The sequence below is a fragment of the Erwinia sp. JUb26 genome (assembly GCF_003751505.1).
In the GTDB taxonomy this organism is placed as follows: Bacteria; Pseudomonadota; Gammaproteobacteria; order Enterobacterales; family Enterobacteriaceae; genus Erwinia.
The window spans coordinates 668,845-690,374 of sequence record NZ_RJVB01000001.1; the positions used below are offsets into that span (position 1 = coordinate 668,845).

The following is a 21,530-nucleotide window of genomic DNA, read 5'->3' on the forward strand; positions in this document are numbered from 1 at the left end:
GATGGAAATGAACGACAGCGCGCGCGATAGCTGGCCCGCGCTTATGGAACAGGCACAGGCAGGCGATCGTCCTGCCTATACCCGATTGCTGAAGGCGCTGGTGCCGGTGATCCGCTCGCAGGTGCGAAGACGGATCGCTGACAGCGCGCTGACCGAGGATGTAGTGCAGGATGTGCTGCTGACGGTGCACCGGGTACGCCATACCTACGATCCCGCCTTTCCTTTTCTGCCATGGCTGATGGCCATTATCTCCGCCCGCGCGATCGATGCCCTGCGGCGGCACGGTCGCTACCAGCAGTGGGAAATCCCGGAGGAGACGCTGCCGGAAGTGGCCAGCCAGCCGAATACGCAGCGTGCGGAAAGCCAGCAGGAGCTGGAAGGTTACCTGAATCAGCTGCCGACCCGGCAGCGGGAAATTGTTGAACACGTCCACCTGCGCGAAATGAGCCTGACGGAAGCGGCCGCGCATAACCATCTGACGGTGGCTGCGGTGAAATCGCTGCTGCACCGGGCGCTGAAAAACCTGCGTCGTTTTGGAGCCAGTCATGACCGATCATAATGCCTTAATTGAAAAACTCGGACGGGAGATTGCGCCCGTCAGACGCATCCGGCCCACCGGTCTGCGGGTGCTGGCCTGGCTGGCCGTGGCCCTGCCTTGCGCCGTCGCTGCCAGCTTTCTGGTGCCGCGCGGGCTGACCGACTGGTCGCAGCCGGGCGCGAAGCTGGCGATTGTTCAGGTGGCGCTGGCCTTTTTACTCGGCACGCTGGCGATACGCAGCGCCTTTACCCTGAGCATTGCCGGGCGTCGTTCTGTCAGCTGGAAAGCGCTGCTGCCCATCGCGCTGATGTGGTTCGGGCTGAGCGTCATAAACATGCAGGGCCACGACGTGCCGCTGCATCTATCCCAGCATGACGACGACAGCACGCGCTGCTTTACTTTCCTGATGGTGGTCAGCACGCCGATGATGCTGCTGATGATTGCCAGCCTGCGCCGCAGCCGCTCGCTGCATCCGGTGCGCAGCCTGGCGATGGCGGGCGTGGGGATTGCCAGCCTGTCTGCCAGCCTGCTGGCTTTTTGCCATCCGGTGCATCTTCACGTGCTGGATTTTGTGATGCACCTGGCGGCGGTGCTGGCGATTGTGGCCCTGACGATTCTGGTTGGGAAACGCTGGGTGGCGCTGGACCGATAACGGGCGCTTGTCAGCGAAATGCAGAAGCTCTATTGTGTGTGTGACGGCACATTGTCATATGACAATGTGCCATTCCCTTCAGATGGCTTATTCGTTTCGCTAATCGCTCAGGAGTCACCATGTTTACCGGTCTCAGCGCTTTCTCCCTGACCCCCGTTACCGCTACGGGCATCGATGAAAGAGGGTTTGTCAGCATCATTCAGCGGATTGTCGCCGCGCAGGCTGATTCTGCGGGCGTGCTGGGTTCAACGGGCAGTTACGCCTATCTGACCCGCGAACAGCGCAAACGCGTCGCCACCCTGGCGAAGCAGGAGCTGGGTACGATCCCGATGATGGTGTGTATTGGTGCCGTCGGCACCGATGAAGTTCTGCGGCTGGCGGAGGATGCCCAGCAGGCCGGTGCCAGCGCCCTGCTGCTCCCGGCGATCTCGTACCAGAAGCTTAACGACGATGACGTGTTTGGCCTGTTCGAAACGGTCAGCCAGCGGGTTTCACTGCCGATCTGTATTTACGACAACCCCGGAACCAGCCACTTTGAATTCTCCGACGCGCTACACGGCCGTATCGCCGCGCTGCCGGGGGTGAAATCCGTTAAAATACCGGGCGTACCTGACCAGCCGGAAGCCGCCAGGGAAAGAGTGGCTAATCTACGCCGCCAGTTGCCTGCAAGGGTGACCATTGGCATCAGCGGCGATGCGTTTGCCGGGCTGGGGCTGAATGCGGGCTGCGAAGCCTGGTACTCGGTCTGCGGCGGCCTGTTCCCGCGCACCGCAAAAGCGATTACCGACGCCGCCGCCCGTGGCGACAAAGCGCAGGTCACCGCGCTGACCGAGCGACTGAACCCGCTGTGGGATTTGTTCCGCAGGCACGGCGGCAGTATTCGCGTCATCGCCGCTGCGGCCGGGCTACTGGGGTTAACCGAGATCGACTGCCTGCCGCGCCCGCTCAAACCATTGGGAACTGCCGACGTGGCGGAGATTAAACAGGTCATCACCTCGCTGGAACTGGCATAGTTTATTCCACACGGCTCCCCTCAGCGTTAAACAGCAGAATGCGCTCGGCCGGAAAGCGCACGTAGCAGCGGGAAAGCTGCGATTTCTCAATATAGTCCGCCGTGACGCAGCAGGCGGGCTGCCCGCCGATTTCGCCGTACAGCATGCTCTGATTGCCCTGCCATTCCATATTACTAACCTCAAACGGCAGTTCCCCGTCGGCACCCGTCGCCGTCAGGCTGAGCTGCATATGCTCCGGACGAACCGCCAGCGTGACGTTGTCACTCTCCGGTGGCGACGGCAAGGTTAGCAGCGGGATAGCCGGCAGTGACGAGAGCGCCAGCCGGACGAGCCCGTCGTCCTGATGTTCAATCTGCGCGGTAAAGGTGTTGATCTGCGGATGGCCGATAAACTTTGCCACAAACAGGCTGCGCGGCTGGAAGTAGAGTTCTTCCGGAGTGCCGCTCTGCTCAATATGGCCTTTGTTCAATACCACGATGCGATCGGCCATGGTCATTGCCTCAATCTGATCGTGGGTGACGTACAGGGTGGTCACGCCCAGCGTGCGGTGCAGGCGTAAGATTTCCTGGCGCATGCTGCCCCGCAGCCCGGCATCAAGATTCGACAGCGGCTCATCGAACAGGAAAATTGCCGGTTTCCGCACAATCGCGCGGCCGATAGCCACCCGCTGTCTCTGCCCGCCGGAAAGCATGCCGGGCTTGTGCTGCAGATGTGCGGTCAGCTGTAACGACTCCGCCGCCGCGTGAACCGCAGTGACAATCTGCGATTCCGGCAGCTTCGCCACCCGCAGCGGGAAGGCAAGGTTTTCAAAGACTGTCAGATGTGGATACAGCGCGTAGGACTGAAAAACCATCGCCACTTCACGCTCGATGGGCGATGCCTCGGTGACGTCGCGATCGTCCAGCAGAATGCGGCCGCCGTGGATTTCCTCCAGCCCCGCCAGGCTGCGCAGCAGCGTGGTTTTCCCGCAGCCGGACGGCCCGACAAACACCACAAACTCGCCCTGCTGCACGGTCAAGTTGATGTCATGCAGGATAATCTGCCCCTGATGACGTTTTTCCAGATGTTCAATACGTAACTGACGCATAGCTTCCTCAGGTCATGGCCCGCGCGCAGGCGGGCCACCGGTACTTATTTGCCGTTCTGTTCCAGCGCCTGTGCGGCGGTCTTCACCGCCTGTTCAGGCGTGGCCTGATTCAGTAATACCTGCTGGATAGCAGTGTTGATCGTCTGCTGGAACTGCTCCGGATCGTAGAACAGCGGTTCCGCTTTCCCCAGCGCCACACCGTCGATAAACGGCTTCCAGCTGGCATCTTCCGCCACCAGCTGTTTCGGTCCATGGTCCGGGCGCACCGGGGTAAAGCCGTAGCCTTTCTCATAGGCCAGCTGACGGTCCGGGGTAGTAATAAACTTCGCGAAGGCGATGGCTTTATCTTCCACGCCGGTGCCTTTGAAAATCGCCAGGCTGTCGGTAACCAGCAGATTGCTCGGCTTACCGTGTGGGCCGTAAGGCAGCGGCGCAACGCCCCACTCCAGACCCGCCGGGAACTGACCGCGCTCCCACGAGCCGGACATAAACATCGCCACTTTGCCCTGATGGAACAGCGGACGCAGCGCTTCGGCATCGTAGGCCACTGGACCAGGTTCGGCATACGGCAGGATCTTCTGGTACCACTCCAGCGTTTCAACCGCTTGCGGTGAGTTAAACACTACTTTGTCGCCGTCCCGCACCGCACCGCCGTTGCTGTACAGCCACAGCAGGAAGCTGTGCGTGGTGCTGCTGAAGGCTTTACCGGTCAGGCCGAAGCCCGCCGCGCCGGTTTTCTCTTTGATAATGCGCGAATCGTCCAGCAGTTCCTGCCAGGTCTTCGGCGGCTGCTCCGGGTTCAGACCGGCCTGCTTAAACAGCGCTTTGTTCCAGAACAGCGCGCGGGTGGAGAGCGCCACCGGCAGGCCAAGATACTCGCCTTCATAATGGACGGTATCCAGCACTGCCGGATAGTAGCTGCTCTTCTCAGCCGCGCTGAGCGGTACCGGCACGATGAGATCGTTCTGGTAGAAGCGGCTCAGCGTACGCGACCCCACCTGCGCCAGCGCCGGGGCATTACCGGCAGAGGCCAGCGTGGTCACCTTCTGCTCGCACTGATCCCAGCCCACCACCTCCAGCACCACTTTGTAACCGGGATTGGCCTGGTTAAACGCGCTGATATTCTCTTCAATCCCCGGCGACGCTTTACTGCCGCACTGGATAAAATTAATGATTTTTTCATTAGCTGCCTGCGCACCGGATGCCGCCAGCGCCAGTAAAATCCCCATGGCTAACTTGTTCATATTTCCCCTGAATGAAAGATAAAATTAATGCTTAACGGCACCTTTGGTTAACCCATCGATTAAATACCGCTGTAGAACGACGAAAATCAGCAGTGCGGGAACGATGCCGACCAGACAGGCCGCCATTAATTCATTCCACTGCACGGTATTACGGCCAAAGAAGTCGAAGATGCCGACCGCGATGGGCATGTATTCGCGCTTTGAGTTAAAGGTCAGCGCGAAGATAAACTGATTGGCATAGCTGTTGATAAAGGTAATCACCCCGACCGCCACCAGCCCGGGTTTGATCAGCGGCAGGACCACCCGCCGCAGAATGTAGAGCCGACCTGCGCCGTCGCAGCGCGCCGCATCTTCCAGATCGCGGGGGACCTGTGAAAGGTAGGTCCGCAGCAACCACGCCGCCGTGGGGATTAAAAACGCCGTCCCGGGCACGATCATTCCGGCATAGCTGTTCAGCATTCCCCAGGCTTTCATCATGCGGTAAAGCGGGATCAGCAGCACCGCGCCGGAGAAGACGTTCACCCCCAGAAACAACGCCCAGAAGTAGCGCACGCCGGGTACCGGCAGCCGGGTCAGCGCGTAGGCGGCGGGCACCGACAGCACCAGCGTCAGCAGCGTGGAGACGCCGGCGATCAGTACACTGTTAAAGATGTAACGCGGCAGATACGGCACCCGCTGCCACATGCTCTGCCAGGCCTCCAGCGAAAAATGCTGCGGCAGCGGATGCCAGGGGGCACGAAACAGCGAAGACAGCGGGCTGAATGCGGCTTTTACCGCCTCATAAAACGGAAACAGCAGCACCAGCAGGAACAGGAAAATGGCCGCATACAGCGCCATTTTCTCATGCAGTCGATAGCGGTTGATCACGGGCGTTGTCCTCCTGGCTGCCGGGTTCGCAGCAGCGCGAAATAGCCAAAGGCAAACAGCAGCGTCACCACGGCGATCATCACGCTCTTGGCGGCACCCAGCCCGAAGCGGAAGCTGCCAATCCCCGTGCGGTAAGCGTCAATAATCAGCGTGTTGGTGGCATCCAGCGGCCCGCCGCGCGTCAGGATCCAGATGGCATCAAAGGCGTTAAGGGTAAACAGCGCCGAGAGCACGCCCATACTGGCCACTGCGGGCCATACCAGCGGCAGCGTGATGCGCCGCAGCCGATAGCCGCGCCCGGCACCGTCAACCCACGCCGCCTCGTACAGATCCCCCGAAATCCCCTGCAGCGCCGCCAGCAGAAACAGCGCCACCATCGGGATCCCCACCCAGATGTCGGCAATCGCCGAGGCAAAAAAGGCGCTGTTGGGGAAAGCCAGAAACTCAAACGGCCCGTCCAGCAGGCCGCTACGCTGAAGCAGACCGGAAATCGCGCCGAACTGGCCGTTGTACAGCCAGCCCCAGATAAACATGCTGATGGCTACCGGGATCACCCACGGTGGAATAATCAGCAGCCGGAACAGCTTCTTTCCCGCCAGCGAGGCGTTCAGCAGCAGCGCGCCGGTCAGGCCGAACAGCAGCTTCATCGCCACGGCAAACAGCGTCCACAGCAGCGTGCGCAGCAGCACGCTGAAAAAACCGTCATTAAACAGGGTTTGATAGTTCTGCCAGCCGACCCACCGATAGCTCTGCCGCAGCGAGGCATTGGTAAACGACAGGATCACGGTGTTAATCAGCGGCCACAGCACCAGAGCCAGCAGATAGAACACGGCCGGAGCCATCAGCAGCAGCGCCAGCCGCCTGTCGCGGCGATACGAGCGGGACATCAGGCTTCGCCGTTCAGCGCCGCGTCAAAACGCCGCCAGCTTTCGGTCAGATCCAGCAGGCTGCCGCTGCGGCGCGCTTCATCAATTTTGATCGCCGTCAGCCCTGCTTCCAGCGCATCGATCACCGAGACCGGAAGCGGCTGGTTATGCAGCAGATGATCGACAATGTCCTTCACCATCCGCTCGTCGCCGCCGTAGTGATGGCCCAGTTCGGTGCGGGCATAGTGATGGTTATCGACGATTTTTTCGCCGTCCGGCGAGCGGTGAACCTGCAGGGTGTTACGGATAAAGTCGCCCTCTGCCGTTGCCGTAGTGCCCACGATGCAGAAGCGGCGGAACAGATCCGGCACGTTGAGGTTGGCGTGAAAAGCCATGGTCGCGCCGTTCTGGTATTCAATGATCGCCGTCTGGTAGTCAACGATATCGCCGTCGTTATCAAATACCGCCGTGCTGCCCTGCCAGCCAGCCGGTTTGCTGTGGTGAATATCTTCCCGCTCCAGCGCCGCATTTTCTGGCACGAACAGCTTTCTGCCGCCGAAGCTGGCTACGCGACCGGCGCGTGCGCCGACTATCCCCTGGTAGATATCCAGATCGTGGCAGCACTTCTCCAGCAGGAAGCCGCCGGAATATTTTTCGTAGCGCCGCCAGTCGCGCATAAAGAACGCGCCGTGATAAGGCGGAATGTGTTCAGAGGCTTCAATGCTTGAGATCTCGCCCAGCGTACCGTTGGTTTTCAGGGCTTTGAGGTCGGCATACAGCGGCGTGTAACGCATCACCAGCCCGACCAGAATGCGGTCTGCGCCAAAGCGATGGATCAGGCGCGCCAGCGCCAGGGTCTGCTCTTCGCTGGCGACGATCGGTTTTTCACACAGCACCCGGTGCCCGGCTTCCAGCGCGGCGGCGATATGTTCAAGATGCAGATGATTCGGTGAACCGATCAGCACTAGATCCAGATTGGGCACGGCAAGCAGTTCATCGATCGCGGAGAACGCTTTCCCGGTATTCACCCCGTATTCCTGGGTGTAGGGCAGCCCTACGGGTTCAGGATCGGAGTAGCCGACGATCTCAAGATCGAGGACCAGTTCAGAAAATATCCGTGCCACATAACCCAGACGCAGCCCCAGACCGATAATAGCAATTTTCACTTTTTACATTCGCCGTATGGATTGAATTAAACAACGACAGAGGGTAAATAGCCTTTAATCTGAAAGATAATAATAATTATGGGTAACGTATGCAGGATTACAGATATAACGAATACATTACAATTCATAAAGTTAGATATCTAAATAATCAATAATGATGATAATTAAAAATTTCTTAACACAGAACTCGGCGTGGTTTGTTTCGGCACTTTTCTTTCTGACGTAATATCTGGCTTGCTGACCTGAGCAGGTTATTTTTAATTGACATGTGTGGGGCAACTTTACCCGATAAACCTTGCCCGGTGGCGGGCTGTGCAACACATTTTTCTCTCTCAGCCATGCATCTGCTCATTGCCCGGCATAGCAAAAATATCCTGCCTCAACGCCGCTGATTTTCGCGCAAAAATGTTAAATGCCCGCCAATAAATCAGACCATCTGCTTAATTAATTCGCTAATCTTGGTGTCATCACGCAATTAACCTGCGTTTTTTCATTACCTTACGACGTCGCATACGCATCCCTCTTAAGGAATCACCTGAAATGAAAGTACAGAAAATTGAACAGCCCGCCGCCATCGAATCCCTTGAAGCCTGCGGTAGCGTGGAAGGCCTGCCGGGCAGCCCGCCGATTAAGGTCTTCGGGCTGGAGAAAAAAATCCCCGGCAAGGACGATATCGATACCGGCATTTTCGAATGCTCGGCGGGCAGCTATCGCCGCGGCGTGAAGCAGGCGGAGGTCATGCATATTCTCAGCGGCAGCGGCACCTTCACCACCGACGGCGAAGAGCCGGTCAGCTTTAAGGGCGGCGACACGCTGTTTTTCGAAGCCAACACGCAGGGAACCTGGGTGGTGGAAACCCAGATGCGTAAAGTTTATGTGATTTTTGACGCGAACTGATCGGCCCCAAGCGTGATCCCAATCCCCTAGGCGAAACGGTCGGCGACAGCGGCTGACCGTGAACTACCGCTTTCCCCCCCGCGCCCCCTGCCCCGAACAGGGCTTTCACCGCGCCGCACGGCCTCCGTGCTCTGTGCTTGCCGGGAACGTTGTATCACACTGTATCTGCCTCTAACTGGGTTACAGAGTGAGGCACAACCCCGTTCGATGAACATATTCCGCATACATCAGCGTGTTTTCATAGCCTCAACCAAGCAAACACCCCCTGAGGCATAAAATGAAAATACGGATCACGTCATTACTGCTGGCCGCTATGGCTAATGTTGTCGCCTGTCAGGCATCCGCAACGCAACCGGTTCAGGACTACAGCGCCGGATTTGAACAGATTAAGCAGATTAATGCCGGCGTACTCAACGTCGGCTATGTGGATATCGGCCCTCACGATGGTCAGGCGATTATATTGCTGCACGGCTGGCCCTACGATATTCAGAGCTACGCGCGGGTAGCGCCGGAACTGGCCGCAAAAGGCTATCGGGTGATTGTTCCCTGGCTGCGCGGCTACGGAACCACCCGCTTCCTGTCGGACAAAACCCCGCGTAATGGCGAACCCGCAGCGATGGCGAAGGATGTGGTCGACCTGATGAATGCGTTAAACGTCAAACAGGCCGTTTTTGCCGGCTACGACTGGGGAGCACGCACCGCAGATATCGTGGCGGCCCTGTGGCCGGAACGCGTGAAGTCTCTGGTTTCGGTCAGCGGCTATCTGATCGGCAGCCAGGCGCTGGGCCGCAAACCGCTGCCGCCGCAGGCGGAGCTGCAGTGGTGGTATCAGTTTTATTTCGCCACCGAGCGCGGCGCTAATGGCTATGCTGAAAACACCAAAGACTTTGCCCGGCTGATCTGGCAGCAGGCTTCACCCGGCTGGAAATTTACCGATGCCACCTTCGAGAAAAGCGCCCGCGCGCTGAACAACCCCGATCACGTGGCGATTACCCTCAGCAACTATCGCTGGCGGCTGGGTCTGGAAAAGAGCGAAAAGCAATACGCAGACTATGAACAGAAGCTGGCGGCCCTTCCAGCCATCGGCGTGCCAACCATCACCATCGAAGGCGACAACAATGGCGCGCCGCATCCGGCCCCGTCGGCCTATCGCGCTAAGTTCAGCGGGAAATATGAACACCGGACGTTTAACGGTAATATCGGACACAATCCTCCGCAGGAAGATCCTGAACGCTTTGTTCAGGCCGTCGTTGACGCCGCGGGCATGTAACCAAGGAGCCTCCCCTGGACCATATCGATCACATACTGGTGGTGGATGACGACCGCGATATTCGTGAGCTGATCGTCGACTACCTGATTAAATCCGGCTACGCCGCGACCGGGGCGGCGAACGGCCGCGAAATGCGGTCGGTACTGGGGAACCGGCATATTGACCTGGTGGTACTGGATATTATGATGCCGGGTGACGACGGCCTGACGCTGTGCCGCCAGCTGCGCAGCGACCCGCAGAAAAATATGCCGGTACTGATGCTCACCGCCCGGGGGGAGGACACCGACCGTATTCTCGGGCTGGAAATGGGTGCAGATGACTATCTGGTTAAGCCGTTTGTTGCCCGGGAGCTGCTGGCGAGGATCAAGGCGATCCTCCGCCGCACGCGCGCCCTGCCGCCGAATCTGCAGGTGACGGAAGCCGGGCGGATCATTGCTTTTGGCGACTGGCAGCTGGATACGACGGCCCGCCATCTGCTGGATACGCAGGGCACGGTGGTGGCGTTGAGCGGCGCGGAATACCGGCTGCTGCGGGTTTTTCTCGATCACCCTCAGCGGGTGCTGTCCCGCGATCGGCTGCTCAACCTCACCCAGGGGCGCGATGCGGAACTGTTTGAACGTTCAATCGATCTGCTGGTTAGTCGCCTGCGTCAGCGGCTGCGGGAAGATGCGCGGGAACCGCTGCTGATCAAAACGGTCCGCAGCGAAGGCTATGTTCTGGCCGCGGCCGCCATTATCAAAGAGGCGTTCGAATGAGGCTGTGGCCGCGAACGCTGCTGGCCCGTCTGCTGTTAATCGTTTCGCTGGGCCTGCTGCTGGCCAACGGCATGACGCTGGCCAGCCTACTGATTGAACGTATGAGCAGCGCCAGAACCGTGATGCTGAGAAATCTGGAAAACGATGTTGCCACCAGCGTGGCGATCCTCGACAGGCTCCCTGCCGCCGAACGCCCACAGTGGCTGACCCGGCTGGCCAGAGGAAACTACAGCTATGAACTCTCGCCGGGTGAAACCGGCATTCCCCCCACCAGCCGGCGTTCGCGCGATGCGGTTAACTCGCTGAAGGCCGCGCTGGGTGATACCTGGCCAATGACCCTTGTCTCCATTCCCGGCAGCCGCGAGCATATCCAGGTTCACCTTACGCTACACGATGGCAGCCCGCTGACCATTAATCTGTGGCCGCACATGCCCGCTATCGCGACCTGGTTACCGATAGTGTTGATCGCACAATTACTGCTGCTGCTTGGCTGCGGCTGGCTGGCGGTTCGTCAGGTCACGCGTCCTTTCACCCAGTTTATTCGCGCCGTGGATACCCTGAAACCCGCCTCACCGACGATCCAGACGGTGCCTGACAGCGGGCCGCAGGAGGTTCGCCAGGCGGCGCGGGCGTTTAACGATCTGCAGCAGCGTATACAGGATCATCTGAAAGAGAAGTCGCAGATCCTCGCGGCGATTTCACACGATCTGCAAACACCTATCACCCGGATGAAGCTGCGCGTGGAGATGTCTGAACAGCCGGAGCTGCGCGATAAACTGCTCAGCGATCTGGATCAGATGAGTCGACTGGTGCGTGAAGGAATTGCTTACGCCCGCAGCGCTGAAGGGCTGGAAGAGAAACCGCAGACCGTCAGCCTGAATGCTTTCATCGACACCCTCGCCTGTGATTATCAGGATATCGGGCTGCCGGTGAGCTTTACGCCGTGTGGCGGTGACGATCGCTTCAGCGTGCGGCCGCAGGCATTGCGGCGGGTTATCACCAACCTTACCGATAATGCTCTTAAGTTCGGCCATCGTGCCGATATTGTGCTCTCCCGCACCGGTTCAGAACGCGTGGAGTTCAGCGTGTGCGACAGCGGGCCGGGCATTCCCGAGCGCGAACTTCAGGCGGTGCTGGAGCCTTTCTACCGGCTGGAAAACTCCCGCAGCCGCCACACCGGTGGCACGGGGCTGGGGCTGGCGATTGCGTCACAGCTGGTGGGGCAAATGAACGGCACGCTGACGCTCAGCAATCGCCCTGAGGGAGGCCTGCAGGCAGCGGTTGTGCTGCGCGAGATGCGTTTGTAGCAAACTGTATCTTTATCGCCTGTAGAAAAACGTGCTGACAAAGACGGGCAGATCGGAAAACACCCCCAACACAATCGGACGGTTAAATAGGCCCACTGCCCGCGAAGGCAGATCTTAATCCACCGATTGCTGTTTGAGGAGTTTCGCTATGACGCCGTTCATTGCTTTTATCGCCGGGATGCTGACGCTGCTCAGTCCCTGCACCCTGCCCGTTATCCCCCTGGTGTTTGCCAGCGTCCGCGGCAGCAGACGAAAAATTATCGCGCTGCTTGCCGGCATGGTGCTGATGTTTACCGCCGTGGCGCTGCTGGTGTCGGTGACCAGCCACTGGGTGGCAGGCGTCACCGCCGCCGGGCGCTGGATAGCGCTCTGTTTTCTCACCCTTGTGGCTCTGACGCTGCTCTCCTCACGGGTGGCCCAGTGGATAAGTCGGCCGCTGGTTGCCCTCGGCAATCACATCAATGATGAAAGCCATCGCCAGCAGGGACTGGCCGCCGCGTTACTGGCCGGAATGGCAATTGGCCTGCTGTGGGCACCCTGTGCCGGACCCATACTGGGCGCGATCCTCAGCCTGTCGGTTAGCGGTGCTTCGTCAGTTTCCGTCGCCCTGCTGCTGGCCGCCTACGGCAGCGGATGTGCCGTGATGCTCGGACTGCTGTGGTTTGCGGGCCGGGAACTGCTGGCGCGGATGCGGCCGGGATTAGCCATCACCACCCGCCTGCGTCAACTGGCCGGCGGGCTGATGCTCGGGTCGGTGGCGCTGGTTGCCAGCGGTGCGCAGAGTCATCTGCAAAGCGGGCCGGAATTTACCCAGCGACTGGAGCAGCGCCTGAGCGAGCACTTTGCTCGTCCGCAGCCGCCGGTAAAACTGCAGCCGGTTGTCGCCCCGCAAACCAGCAGTGCTATGCCCGCTCTGACCGGTGATACCGGCTGGCTGAACGGTGAACCGGTCAGCCCTGAGTCACTCAAAGGGAAAGTGGTGCTGGTTGATTTCTGGACCTTTGACTGCATTAACTGCCAGCACACCCTGCCGCACGTGCGTGACTGGGCAAATAAATATCAGAGCCAGGGGCTGGTGGTCGTGGGCGTGCATACTCCGGAGTATCCGTGGGAGCGCGATGCGCAGGCCGTTGCCGGGGCTATTGCCCGCTGGAAGCTGCCCTACGCCGTGGTCACCGATAACAACTATGCTATCTGGAACCGCTTCGGCAATCAGTACTGGCCCGCGCATTATATTTTCGATGCCAGAGGCCAGCTGCGCTATACCGCCTTTGGTGAAGGTGACTACGCGCAGCAGGAGCGCGTGATACAGCAGCTGCTGGCGGAAGCGCGCAGCTAAGGCAAGTTGAACCGGCCAGAGACATCAGCGGGGCGAGGTCTCTGGCTCGGGTCGTGCGTATTCTCGTGTGCTAGCCGGTCACGATAGATTTAGGCTCCAGGAAGGATTCGAGCCCAAAAATTCCAAATTCGCGTCCGATACCCGACTGCTTAACGCCACCGAACGGCGCCAGCAGTTCAGGTGCGATACGGTTGATCAGCACGCTGCCCGCCTGAAGTTGGGGAGCAATACGCCATGCTTTTTCTGGAGTGGAGGTAAACAGATAGGCCTGAAGCCCGTAGGGTGAGTCGTTGGCAATGCGGATAGCGTCGTCTTGATCGCTATAGCCGATGACGGAAAGCACCGGGCCAAAAATCTCCTCACGGGCAATATCCATCTCGTTGTCCACATTTGCAAAGACCGTCGGCCTGACAAAGTAGCCTTTTTCCAGCCCTTCCGGGCGCCCCTCACCGCCGGCGATAATCACCGCCCCCTGCTCAACGCCCCGGCGAATGTAGTGCTGAATGCGCTCGTACTGATTGCGGCTTGCCAGTGGTCCGATCTCCGTCGTTGGATCGTCAGGCAGACCGATTTTCAATGTGGAAACATGGCGTTGGATTCGAGGAATGACGTCATGTAAACGCGAATTCGGAACCAGAAGCCGCGTCCCTGCGACGCAGGCCTGTCCGTTATTGAGGAATGCCGCGCCGATCGCCAGCGGAATGGTGATGTCGAGGTCGGCATCCTCTAACAGAATCGAGGCGGATTTACCCGTCAGTCCAAGATTAATGCGTTTCAGCGTTTCCATTGCCGTGCGGGCGATGCTTTTTCCCGTTGCGGTGGAGCCGGTAAACGAGATTCTGGCAACGTGCGGATGCCGGCAGATCTCATCGCCAACGTCGTCTCCATTCCCCAGCAGAATGTTAAACACCCCGGCGGGCAGCCCGGCATCGTGCAGGGCTTCTGCCAGCACCCGGCTCTGGAGCGCGCTGAGTTCACTGGGCTTGATCACCGAGGCACAGCCCGCGGCCAGTGAAAAGGCCAGCTTGCTGCATACCGAACCCGTGACGCTGTTCCACGGCGCGATCAGTGCCGACACGCCAACCGGCTCCATGACCACCGTGGCTGCACCGATTTTCTGCGTGAAGCGGTAGCTCTGTAAGATATTCGCGGCATCGGAAAAACACTGCGCCGCATACTGACTGACCCAGCGCGAGCGGGAAAGCGGACCGCCGTATTCCTCAATGGTGGCCTGCTCAAGGTCTGCCGCCCGACGTAAAACGGCCGATTTAAGCGCCATCAGCATCTCAACACGATCCTTCCGGGTTGCTTCCCGTAAACCGCTTTGTGCCTTTACGGCGGCATCAATAGCCCGTCGGGCATCATCACGATCCGCCAGACGCACACGGCCAATCACCTCCTCGTTTGCCGGATTAATACTGTCAATTTCCTTGCTGCCGCTGACCGTAACAAATTTACCGTCGATATAGGCTTTGTCGATATACCACATGTCATGGCTCCTGTTCTGTCTTATTGGGGAGTAAGAATGGAGTGTATCGGCGACGGATTGTTTTGATAATATCGTCAATCCAACATGAAGAATCCCGGAAATCAAAACAATGTCCAGAGATGTGACGGAACTGAACGTGGTACTGGCCGTGGCCAGACGGCGGGGATTTCGCGCCGCAGCACTGGAGCTGTCGATGTCAACCACGGCGGTGAGCAACGCCGTCGCCAGTCTGGAAGCACGGCTGGGCGTCAGGCTGTTTCACCGAACGACCCGCAGCGTGTCACTGACGGAAGCAGGAAAACAGTTTATTGAGCGTATTGGCCCCGCCGTGGCCGAGATCCAGCTGGCAATGGAGGAAGCCGGAGGCCAAAACGCCTCACCGTCGGGTTCCTTACGCATTAACTGTGCGTTGGGTGCGGCACTCATGATTTTTACTCCGATCCTGCATCGTTACTTACAACGCTATCCGGCAATGACGCTGGATATCGTCACCGATGGCCGCATGGTGGATATCATCGGCGAGGGTTTTGACGCCGGGATAAGAGTTAGCCACAGCGTGCCGCAGGATATGATCCGGGTACCGATTTCCCGTGAGATCCCGCTGGCAGTGGTGGCCTCAGCGGCTTACTTCCAGCGCCACGCCCCACCGCAAACGCCGGAGGATCTGATGCATCATCACTGTATTCGCGGGCGTCTACCCGGCGGGCTGCCATCTGGCTGGCTGTTTGTCCGGCAGGGAGAAGAATTTACGCTGCATGTCCCCGGCCCGCTGATCCTCGATTCCCCTCAGCTGATGCTTTCCGCCGTGCGTCATCATATGGGTATCGCGCAGATCCCACGCTGGTATGTCGAAAACGAGCTGAGCAACGGCTCGCTGGTTAGCGTACTTGCTCCTTGGCTCCAACCGATGCCCGGTCTGTCGCTGTACTACGCCGGAAGGCGTCATATTCCGACCGCTCTGCGAACGCTGATTGAGCTTATCCGTGAGGTGAACGAGGTGGATTGAGCGTTTAACGAGCCAGAGTGAGCAAAACGCGTTAGCCGCGCTTGGTATGCTCAACATCATGATTTGACTGAATGAAATCGACTAACGGAGAAAATGATGACTCAGCTTACCTGGCAGGCACCGGCCATTAACCGCAAAAAAATCGGCGGTATGCTGGTTACTATGCTCAGCGATGGGTATCTGGACGTGTCGTTTGAACTGCTTTCGGGTATTGACGGCTCGCGGGCGGAAGCGCTGCTGGAACGGCGCGGTGCGTCAACCCTTCCGCGCATTAATATCAATGTCTACGTTATTCAGACGCCGGATCGCACTATTCTGATCGACAGCGGTGCCGGTGGCGTTAACGGCTGGGGCGGTCGGCTGCCGGTGGCGCTGGCCGCCGCGGGTATCGATCCGCTGCAGATCGATACCGTTCTGCTAACTCACGCCCATCCTGACCATATCGGTGGCCTGGCCGGTCCGCTACAAACGCCGCTATTCCGCAACGTGCAGCAGCTGTTTGTGCATGAGAAAGAGCTGGCGTTCTGGCGGGATGAAAACCGTTATGCCAGCGTGCCGAACGCCCAGCGTCCGTTTATCGACCTGGCCAGAAACGCCTTCAACGCCTATGACGATCGGCTGGTACCGTTCCGTCAGGAAGCGATTCTGCCTGGTATTCAGGCGGTTCCGCTGTTTGGCCACACGCCGGGTCACAGCGGTTATTTACTGGGAGATGAACGCGAATCACTGCTGATTTGGGGTGATATCGTGCATTTTCCTCATATTCAAATTGCCCAGCCGGAAGTCACTATCGCCTTTGACAGCGATCCGGCGGCCGCATCAGCGGTGCGCCATCAGCTGCTCGACCGGGCAGCGAGCGATAATCTTGCGGTCAGCGGGATGCATTTTAATCTGCCCACCAGCGGTAAAGTCAAACGTGACGGTGCAACGTTTGCACTGGACTATGACCTCTGGTCCCCGGTGGTCTGAGATTAAAACGCGACGAAAGCACAGGCCGCTTGAGCATACAGGCCCGAGCGGCATATAGTAAAAAGTCCACTCCCCATCCGACGGTCCTATGCTGGTTTCTAAAACACATGACGTTGAGGTGCAGCATCTGCTCCAGCAGCTGCTTCAGCTTGCGCGTTCCCAATCTCCTTTACCCTGCGTTTGCCTGCGGGCGGTAAAGACCCACCAGGTTAAACGCTTCGAGGCCGAAGTTGCCACCTTCTCTTTCCCACTTCAGGGCACCTTCAGCTATCGGGAAAACGGTGACTGGGTAACGGTCAATCCTGGTGAAATGCTGGTGGTACCGAATGCCCGAAGCCTGGATATCGAATATGCGCCCTGTAAAGTCAGCGGTGAATTCGTCGCGCTGAGTCTGTCGCTGGCGGAGGAGCAGCTGGAAGCCGCGCGACTGCTGCTGGCCGTTCCCACCGCTAAGGAGATTGGTCAGGTGGCCGCCGTTTCCCTCAGTGAACTGCTTTCACCGCTGAACCGTTGGATACAGGCGATGACGGCCGGTATACGTCCGCTTTCACTTCATGCCATGGTGGAAGTGGTGCTGAAACTGTATGCCCTGGGCTGTCACGGTTTAATGCGTCCGCGGGATCCTGGTCTGGCAATGAGGATCCGCCGCATGGTTTCAAAGAACCCTGCCCATTTATGGCACGCCGCTGAAATAGAACAGCAGCTTGGCTTCAGCGGAGCCACGCTGCGCCGCCGACTGGCCGCCGAATCCACCAGCCTGCGCGCGATTATTACCGAGGCCCGCGTGGCGGAAGCGCTTCGCCTGTTGATGTCCTCCGATCTTCCGGTAAAAACGGTGGCGGGCCGCGTTGGATACAGCTCCGTCGCCAGCTTCAGCAGGCAGTTCAGCGAACGTTATGGGGTTGAACCCTCGGGATTTCGTTAGTTTCAACATCAATTTTTACCTGCGGTTTTTCGATCGTATCGCTCTGTAGTCGATTGATGCTCATACAGTAATCTTGAAGCAACCAACTGAAAATATTGGTTTATTTAAATCATCCCGATTTCACTCAATTTCTAACTTTATATAATAAGCATTATATAAAGTCAGGATCCCGGATCGAAATTCCGCTATCATAGGATCCGCTGCGGATCCGCACGTTGCCGCCCGGCGGCAGGTGCCCGTTTTTTCCCGAGTACCTGGCGGGCAACTTTGCAGCGAAAAATGGCGTCGCTACGCGAAAAATTGAGCATAATCCCCCTGCCGGTTTGGCAGAATTCACGTAGCGCGATCGATGGTAATTACAGGCGATATATTCAGCAACTATGACGAATTTCACCCAATACCCGCCCTCTTTTCTCCCCGCGACACCTGAAGGTGCAGCATGAAAGGCTCCAACCGTACCGGCCGCCAGTGGATGGACGCGCCGGAACGTTACGGTCTGGTCACCCGCATCCTGCACTGGGGAATGGCTTACCTACTCCTCTGGCAGTTGATCATGGCGTTAAGCTGGAAAGCGTTCAACCCTTCAGAAACGGTCGAAAACATCGCGCGGTTCGGCCCCGATCATGGCACGGTTGGCCTGCTGACCATCGCGCTCGTTGTCGTGCGTGCCGTATGGGGCTTCACCAACCGGCACCGCCGCCCGCCCCGTTCATCGGGATGGATGGGCACTGCCGCCCACGCCGCTCACCTGATGCTGTATGCCCTGATGTTTATCATCCCCGCGATTGCTCTTCTGCGCGTATACGGCAGCGGCGAGGGATGGAGCCCCTGGGGACTGCCGCTCATTCCGGAAACCGGCACGGAAGTTGGCTGGATGACCGCACCTGCCAATGCGCTGCACGCCTTGCTGGCATGGGTGCTCTGCGGCATCATGGCCGTGCATATTCTGGCGGCGTTATACCACCGGTTCGTCCTGCGTGACGGCATACTTGGCCGGATGGCCGGGCGTAAGTCATCACGGGGAGGCAGAGAGTAAAAATGACCAAAACCATCCGGAATCAGTCCTTTTTTCTTTCTTCAACAACTGACGATGCGATGCGAGCAACGCTTGAAGAATTCGTCGAGGACAAAGATGCCTTCTCGCCCAATACCTGGCGTCAGTTGTTCAGCGTGATGCGCATTTGCTATCGCTGGGCGGAAGAAAATGGCCGAACGTTTTTCCCGCTCTCTCCTGCCGATCTGCGTGACTATCTTTCCTGGCTACAGGCCAGTGGCCGGGCTTCTTCAACTATTGCCAGCCATACCGCGCTGATCGCTATGCTCCATCGTAATGCCGGACTGGTCTCGCCCGGCACTTCGCCGCTGGTGTTTCGCACCCTAAAAAAAATTAACCGCAGCGCGGTCGTCAGCGGCGAGCGTACCGGCCAGGCCGTGCCTTTTCGGTTGAGCGATCTTTCCCGGCTGGATACGCGCTGGGCAGGATCGGACAGACTGCAGCAGGTCAGAGACCTGGCTTTTCTGCATCTGGCCTACAATACCCTGCTGCGCGTCAGCGAACTTGCCCGCCTGCGGGTGGGCGATATCAGCCGGACGGAGGATGGCCGAATAATTCTGGACGTTGCGTGGACCAAAACTATCGTGCAGACCGGCGGATTAATCAAAGCGCTGAGCAGCCATTCCTCGCAGCGCCTGAGCGAATGGCTGATGATTTCCGGCCTGGCCGCCGAGCCGGACGCGTATCTTTTTTGCCCGGTTCATCGTTCTAATACGCCCAGAGTCAACAGCGCCAGCCCGTTAACGCTCCCGGCGCTGGAGAAAATTTTCCAGCTGGCGTGGCGTGAAGTGGGTCCGGCGATTGCCGCGAAAAGTAACAAGGGGCGATACCAGGGATGGAGCGGGCACAGCGCCCGCGTTGGTGCAGCCCAGGATATGGCCCGGCAGGGCTATTCCGTTCCGCAGATTATGCAGGAAGGCACATGGAAAAAACCGGAAACGCTGATGCGCTATATCCGTAATGTTGATGCACACAAGGGCGCAATGGTTGATTTTATGGAGAACGGATTTAATTAAAGCTGCGCCAGTATTAGCGATGTTGCACACTCAAAATAATTTCTGAAGGCGCGTCCAGAAATTTACTCGTCAATCGGAAACATGGCTGGGGCTGATGTAGAGTTTTACTTTCAGCAACTAGCGAGCAGGACGATGACACGGACGACATCCGTTCCGCATGATGCGGTATTTAAAACGTTTCTTAACCATCCGGATACGGCGCGAGACTTTATCGCGCTGCATATGGCATTCCGGCTGATGCGGTATGCCGTCGCGGCGATGCAGCGCCACCTGGATGCTGGCCGCAGCCATCTTCCGCTGGTGATTCCATTCCTGTTTTATAACGGCAGGCGAAGCCCCTATCCGTACTCAACCAACTGGCTGCAGGAATTCTACGATCCCGTTCTGGCTGAAAAACTGTATCGCGAACATTTTCCCCTGATTGATGTCACCATCATTCCCGATAAGGACATTATGCATCACCGCAGCATGGCGGCGTTGACGCTGCTGCAAAAGCATATCCATCAGCGCGACCTGACAAAGTTGCTCGATCGACTTTGCACCGTTTTAATTGCAGGCTATCTCACAGGACAGCAGTTAGTTTCGCTGATAAACTACCTGGTGCAGGCAGGGGAATCCCCGGATGCGCCTGCTTTTGTACGGACACTGGCATTACGGATGCCTCAGCATAAGGACGAACTGATGACGATTGCTCAGCAGCTTGAACAGATCGGTGTTAAGAAAGGTATTAAGAAAGGCATTAAGAAAGGTCTTCTGCTTGGTGAAGAACAGGGAATGATCAAAGGCAGGCGTGAAGCCGCCCTGTCCATTGCCCGCTCACTTCTCGATCGCGGTATGGATGCAGACTCGATTCTTGCCGTCACCGGGCTGATGCCAGACGATCTTGAATTACCTCACTGATTTTGCTGCCGTCTGATGACGGCAGTTATATACTGTAGCCCGCAAGTTTGTATTCTGTAGATGATTTCACTCAGGGCTGAACAGTTTTGGCAACGAACAATAAAGAAACAAAAGCATCTTCAAACAGAAAAAAGGCAAATTTTTCTGATATCGCCAGATTAGCTGGCGTTAGCGAATCAACGGTGAACAGAGTGCTGAACGAAATCGGCAGCGTTTCTGAATCATCACGCCGACGGGTGGTAAATGCCGCTAAACAGTTAGACGTGAAGAGAATACTACCGGATGTAGAACACCAGCTTATACATATTGATGTGCTTATCTCCCATGTCTCAACCCCGATCGTTAAACGCTATCTGGAAGAAATAAATCGTATTCTGCATTTTATTGATAAGCGCGTGCGAATTCATCGTATCTCGTTGCCCGATGCGGAAGAAAAAGTGATTGATGCATTAATCCATTCTCGACACAAACGAAATGCTATTATTGTGGTTGCCCGAGATACCCCGCTCATTCGTAGCCATTTGAATGCGATGATCGACCAGGGAACGGTGGTGATCACCTTAATGAGCGAGTTCCCGGAATTAACCACCAGCTTATATTCCGGGATCGATAATTACCAGGCGGGGAAAACTGCCGGCTGGTTTATTCAGCGATTAAGTCCGCGCCCGGGCAGAGTTTTGAAACTCTTGTGTAATAAGCATTTTGGTACACATTCTGAACGCAGTGACGGGTTTAGCCAACAAATGCTTACAGCAAGCAGCTTTGAAGAAGTAGAGATTATCACCGATAACAGCAGTCAGGCCTGTTATGAGATTGTCGTCAATGAGCTTAAAAAAGGTGAACTGGTCGGAATTTATAACAGCGGCGACGGTTCGGATGGCATATTAAAAGCCCTGAAGGAATTTGATCGTGTATCCAGCGTCACCTGGGTTGGGCATGAAATGTATGATTGTCATATTAGCTGTCTGAAAGAAGGTGCTATGGATTTAATCATCGATCAGGATCCGGATACGCAGATTATTACCGCGATACGTCATGCCCTGAATGGCTGCGGGCTGGGTGATATTTCGCCGAATAGTGGCCCCGTTGAGTTTCGATTATTCTGCCCAACCAATCATCATTCCCGCCCCTATCTTCGCAGTTGAAATGATGGCCCGAGATAAAAATCGG

At 57.6% G+C, this 21,530-nt stretch carries 21 protein-coding genes; 15 read left to right on the forward strand and 6 right to left on the reverse strand.

Going from position 1 to position 21,530, the window contains the following annotated elements; genetic code table 11:
- Position 1: 1 nt before the first annotated feature.
- The 3 genes from EC836_RS03165 (at position 2) to EC836_RS03175 (ending at position 2,203) form a co-directional block, all read left to right on the forward strand.
- The gene (locus tag EC836_RS03165) at positions 2–559 is read left to right on the forward strand and encodes a sigma-70 family RNA polymerase sigma factor (protein ID WP_123330025.1); all 558 of its coding nucleotides are present in this window, start codon (positions 2–4) and stop codon (positions 557–559) included.
- Positions 546–1,190: an NrsF family protein gene (locus EC836_RS03170; RefSeq protein WP_123330027.1), complete on the forward strand. Its 645-nt coding sequence runs from the start codon at positions 546–548 to the stop codon at positions 1,188–1,190. Before EC836_RS03165 ends, EC836_RS03170 begins: the two co-directional genes overlap by 14 nt.
- A gap of 119 nt (positions 1,191–1,309) precedes the next feature.
- Positions 1,310–2,203 carry a dihydrodipicolinate synthase family protein gene (locus EC836_RS03175; protein WP_123330029.1) on the forward strand — a complete coding sequence of 298 codons (894 nt, stop codon included), beginning with the start codon at positions 1,310–1,312 and terminating at the stop codon, positions 2,201–2,203.
- A gap of 1 nt (position 2,204) precedes the next feature.
- On the opposite strand, the gene EC836_RS03180 is transcribed toward EC836_RS03175, so the two are convergent.
- From EC836_RS03180 to EC836_RS03200, 5 genes are read right to left on the reverse strand one after another with little or no spacing between them, the layout of a single operon-like run.
- Entirely contained in the window at positions 2,205–3,290 is a 1,086-nt protein-coding gene (locus tag EC836_RS03180) for an ABC transporter ATP-binding protein (protein ID WP_123330031.1), read from the reverse strand.
- Between the two features lie 44 nt (positions 3,291–3,334).
- The gene (locus tag EC836_RS03185) at positions 3,335–4,534 is read right to left on the reverse strand and encodes an ABC transporter substrate-binding protein (RefSeq protein ID WP_123330033.1); all 1,200 of its coding nucleotides are present in this window, start codon (positions 4,532–4,534) and stop codon (positions 3,335–3,337) included.
- Between the two features lie 24 nt (positions 4,535–4,558).
- On the reverse strand, positions 4,559–5,401 hold the full coding sequence (locus EC836_RS03190) for a carbohydrate ABC transporter permease (RefSeq protein ID WP_233599092.1): 843 nt from the start codon (positions 5,399–5,401) through the stop codon (positions 4,559–4,561).
- The gene (locus EC836_RS03195; protein WP_123330035.1) at positions 5,398–6,288 is read right to left on the reverse strand and encodes a carbohydrate ABC transporter permease; all 891 of its coding nucleotides are present in this window, start codon (positions 6,286–6,288) and stop codon (positions 5,398–5,400) included. Before EC836_RS03195 ends, EC836_RS03190 begins: the two co-directional genes overlap by 4 nt.
- Positions 6,288–7,433 (reverse strand): Gfo/Idh/MocA family protein, encoded by a 1,146-nt coding sequence (locus EC836_RS03200; protein WP_123330037.1) that lies wholly within the window; start codon positions 7,431–7,433, stop codon positions 6,288–6,290. Before EC836_RS03200 ends, EC836_RS03195 begins: the two co-directional genes overlap by 1 nt.
- Positions 7,434–7,973: 540 nt before the next feature.
- Here EC836_RS03200 and EC836_RS03205 point away from each other — a divergent pair.
- The 5 genes from EC836_RS03205 (at position 7,974) to EC836_RS03225 (ending at position 13,001) form a co-directional block, all read left to right on the forward strand.
- Positions 7,974–8,330, forward strand: a complete 357-nt coding sequence (locus tag EC836_RS03205; RefSeq protein ID WP_123330039.1) for a cupin domain-containing protein — start codon at positions 7,974–7,976, stop codon at positions 8,328–8,330.
- A 277-nt stretch (positions 8,331–8,607) separates the two neighbouring features.
- Positions 8,608–9,600 carry an alpha/beta fold hydrolase gene (locus tag EC836_RS03210; RefSeq protein WP_123330041.1) on the forward strand — a complete coding sequence of 331 codons (993 nt, stop codon included), beginning with the start codon at positions 8,608–8,610 and terminating at the stop codon, positions 9,598–9,600.
- A 14-nt stretch (positions 9,601–9,614) separates the two neighbouring features.
- Complete coding sequence (locus EC836_RS03215) at positions 9,615–10,355, forward strand: response regulator (protein ID WP_123330043.1); 741 nt, start codon at positions 9,615–9,617, stop codon at positions 10,353–10,355.
- Complete coding sequence (locus EC836_RS03220) at positions 10,352–11,662, forward strand: ATP-binding protein (RefSeq protein ID WP_123330045.1); 1,311 nt, start codon at positions 10,352–10,354, stop codon at positions 11,660–11,662. The genes EC836_RS03215 and EC836_RS03220 overlap by 4 nt, the downstream gene beginning before the upstream one ends.
- 148 nt (positions 11,663–11,810) lie before the next feature.
- Positions 11,811–13,001 (forward strand): cytochrome c biogenesis protein DipZ, encoded by a 1,191-nt coding sequence (locus EC836_RS03225; RefSeq protein WP_123330047.1) that lies wholly within the window; start codon positions 11,811–11,813, stop codon positions 12,999–13,001.
- 70 nt (positions 13,002–13,071) lie between these two features.
- On the opposite strand, the gene EC836_RS03230 is transcribed toward EC836_RS03225, so the two are convergent.
- A complete protein-coding gene (locus EC836_RS03230; protein WP_123330049.1) occupies positions 13,072–14,490 on the reverse strand; it encodes an aldehyde dehydrogenase family protein in 1,419 nt (472 codons plus the stop codon).
- 109 nt (positions 14,491–14,599) lie between these two features.
- Between EC836_RS03230 and EC836_RS03235 the strand changes: the two genes are divergently transcribed.
- The 7 genes from EC836_RS03235 to EC836_RS03265 all read left to right on the forward strand — a co-directional run bounded on the left by EC836_RS03235 (position 14,600) and on the right by EC836_RS03265 (position 21,505).
- Positions 14,600–15,496 carry a LysR family transcriptional regulator gene (locus EC836_RS03235; RefSeq protein ID WP_123330051.1) on the forward strand — a complete coding sequence of 299 codons (897 nt, stop codon included), beginning with the start codon at positions 14,600–14,602 and terminating at the stop codon, positions 15,494–15,496.
- Between the two features lie 96 nt (positions 15,497–15,592).
- Complete coding sequence (locus EC836_RS03240) at positions 15,593–16,465, forward strand: MBL fold metallo-hydrolase (RefSeq protein WP_123330054.1); 873 nt, start codon at positions 15,593–15,595, stop codon at positions 16,463–16,465.
- Positions 16,466–16,553: 88 nt separating this feature from the next.
- On the forward strand, positions 16,554–17,390 hold the full coding sequence (locus EC836_RS03245; RefSeq protein ID WP_123330056.1) for a helix-turn-helix transcriptional regulator: 837 nt from the start codon (positions 16,554–16,556) through the stop codon (positions 17,388–17,390).
- A 439-nt stretch (positions 17,391–17,829) separates the two neighbouring features.
- Entirely contained in the window at positions 17,830–18,426 is a 597-nt protein-coding gene (locus tag EC836_RS03250) for a cytochrome b (RefSeq protein WP_199734999.1), read from the forward strand.
- A 59-nt stretch (positions 18,427–18,485) separates the two neighbouring features.
- A complete protein-coding gene (locus tag EC836_RS03255; RefSeq protein ID WP_233599129.1) occupies positions 18,486–19,460 on the forward strand; it encodes a tyrosine-type recombinase/integrase in 975 nt (324 codons plus the stop codon).
- Positions 19,461–19,592: 132 nt separating this feature from the next.
- The gene (locus tag EC836_RS03260) at positions 19,593–20,360 is read left to right on the forward strand and encodes an Rpn family recombination-promoting nuclease/putative transposase (protein ID WP_123330060.1); all 768 of its coding nucleotides are present in this window, start codon (positions 19,593–19,595) and stop codon (positions 20,358–20,360) included.
- A gap of 86 nt (positions 20,361–20,446) precedes the next feature.
- On the forward strand, positions 20,447–21,505 hold the full coding sequence (locus EC836_RS03265) for a LacI family DNA-binding transcriptional regulator (RefSeq protein ID WP_123330062.1): 1,059 nt from the start codon (positions 20,447–20,449) through the stop codon (positions 21,503–21,505).
- The last annotated feature ends 25 nt before the right edge of the window (positions 21,506–21,530 follow it).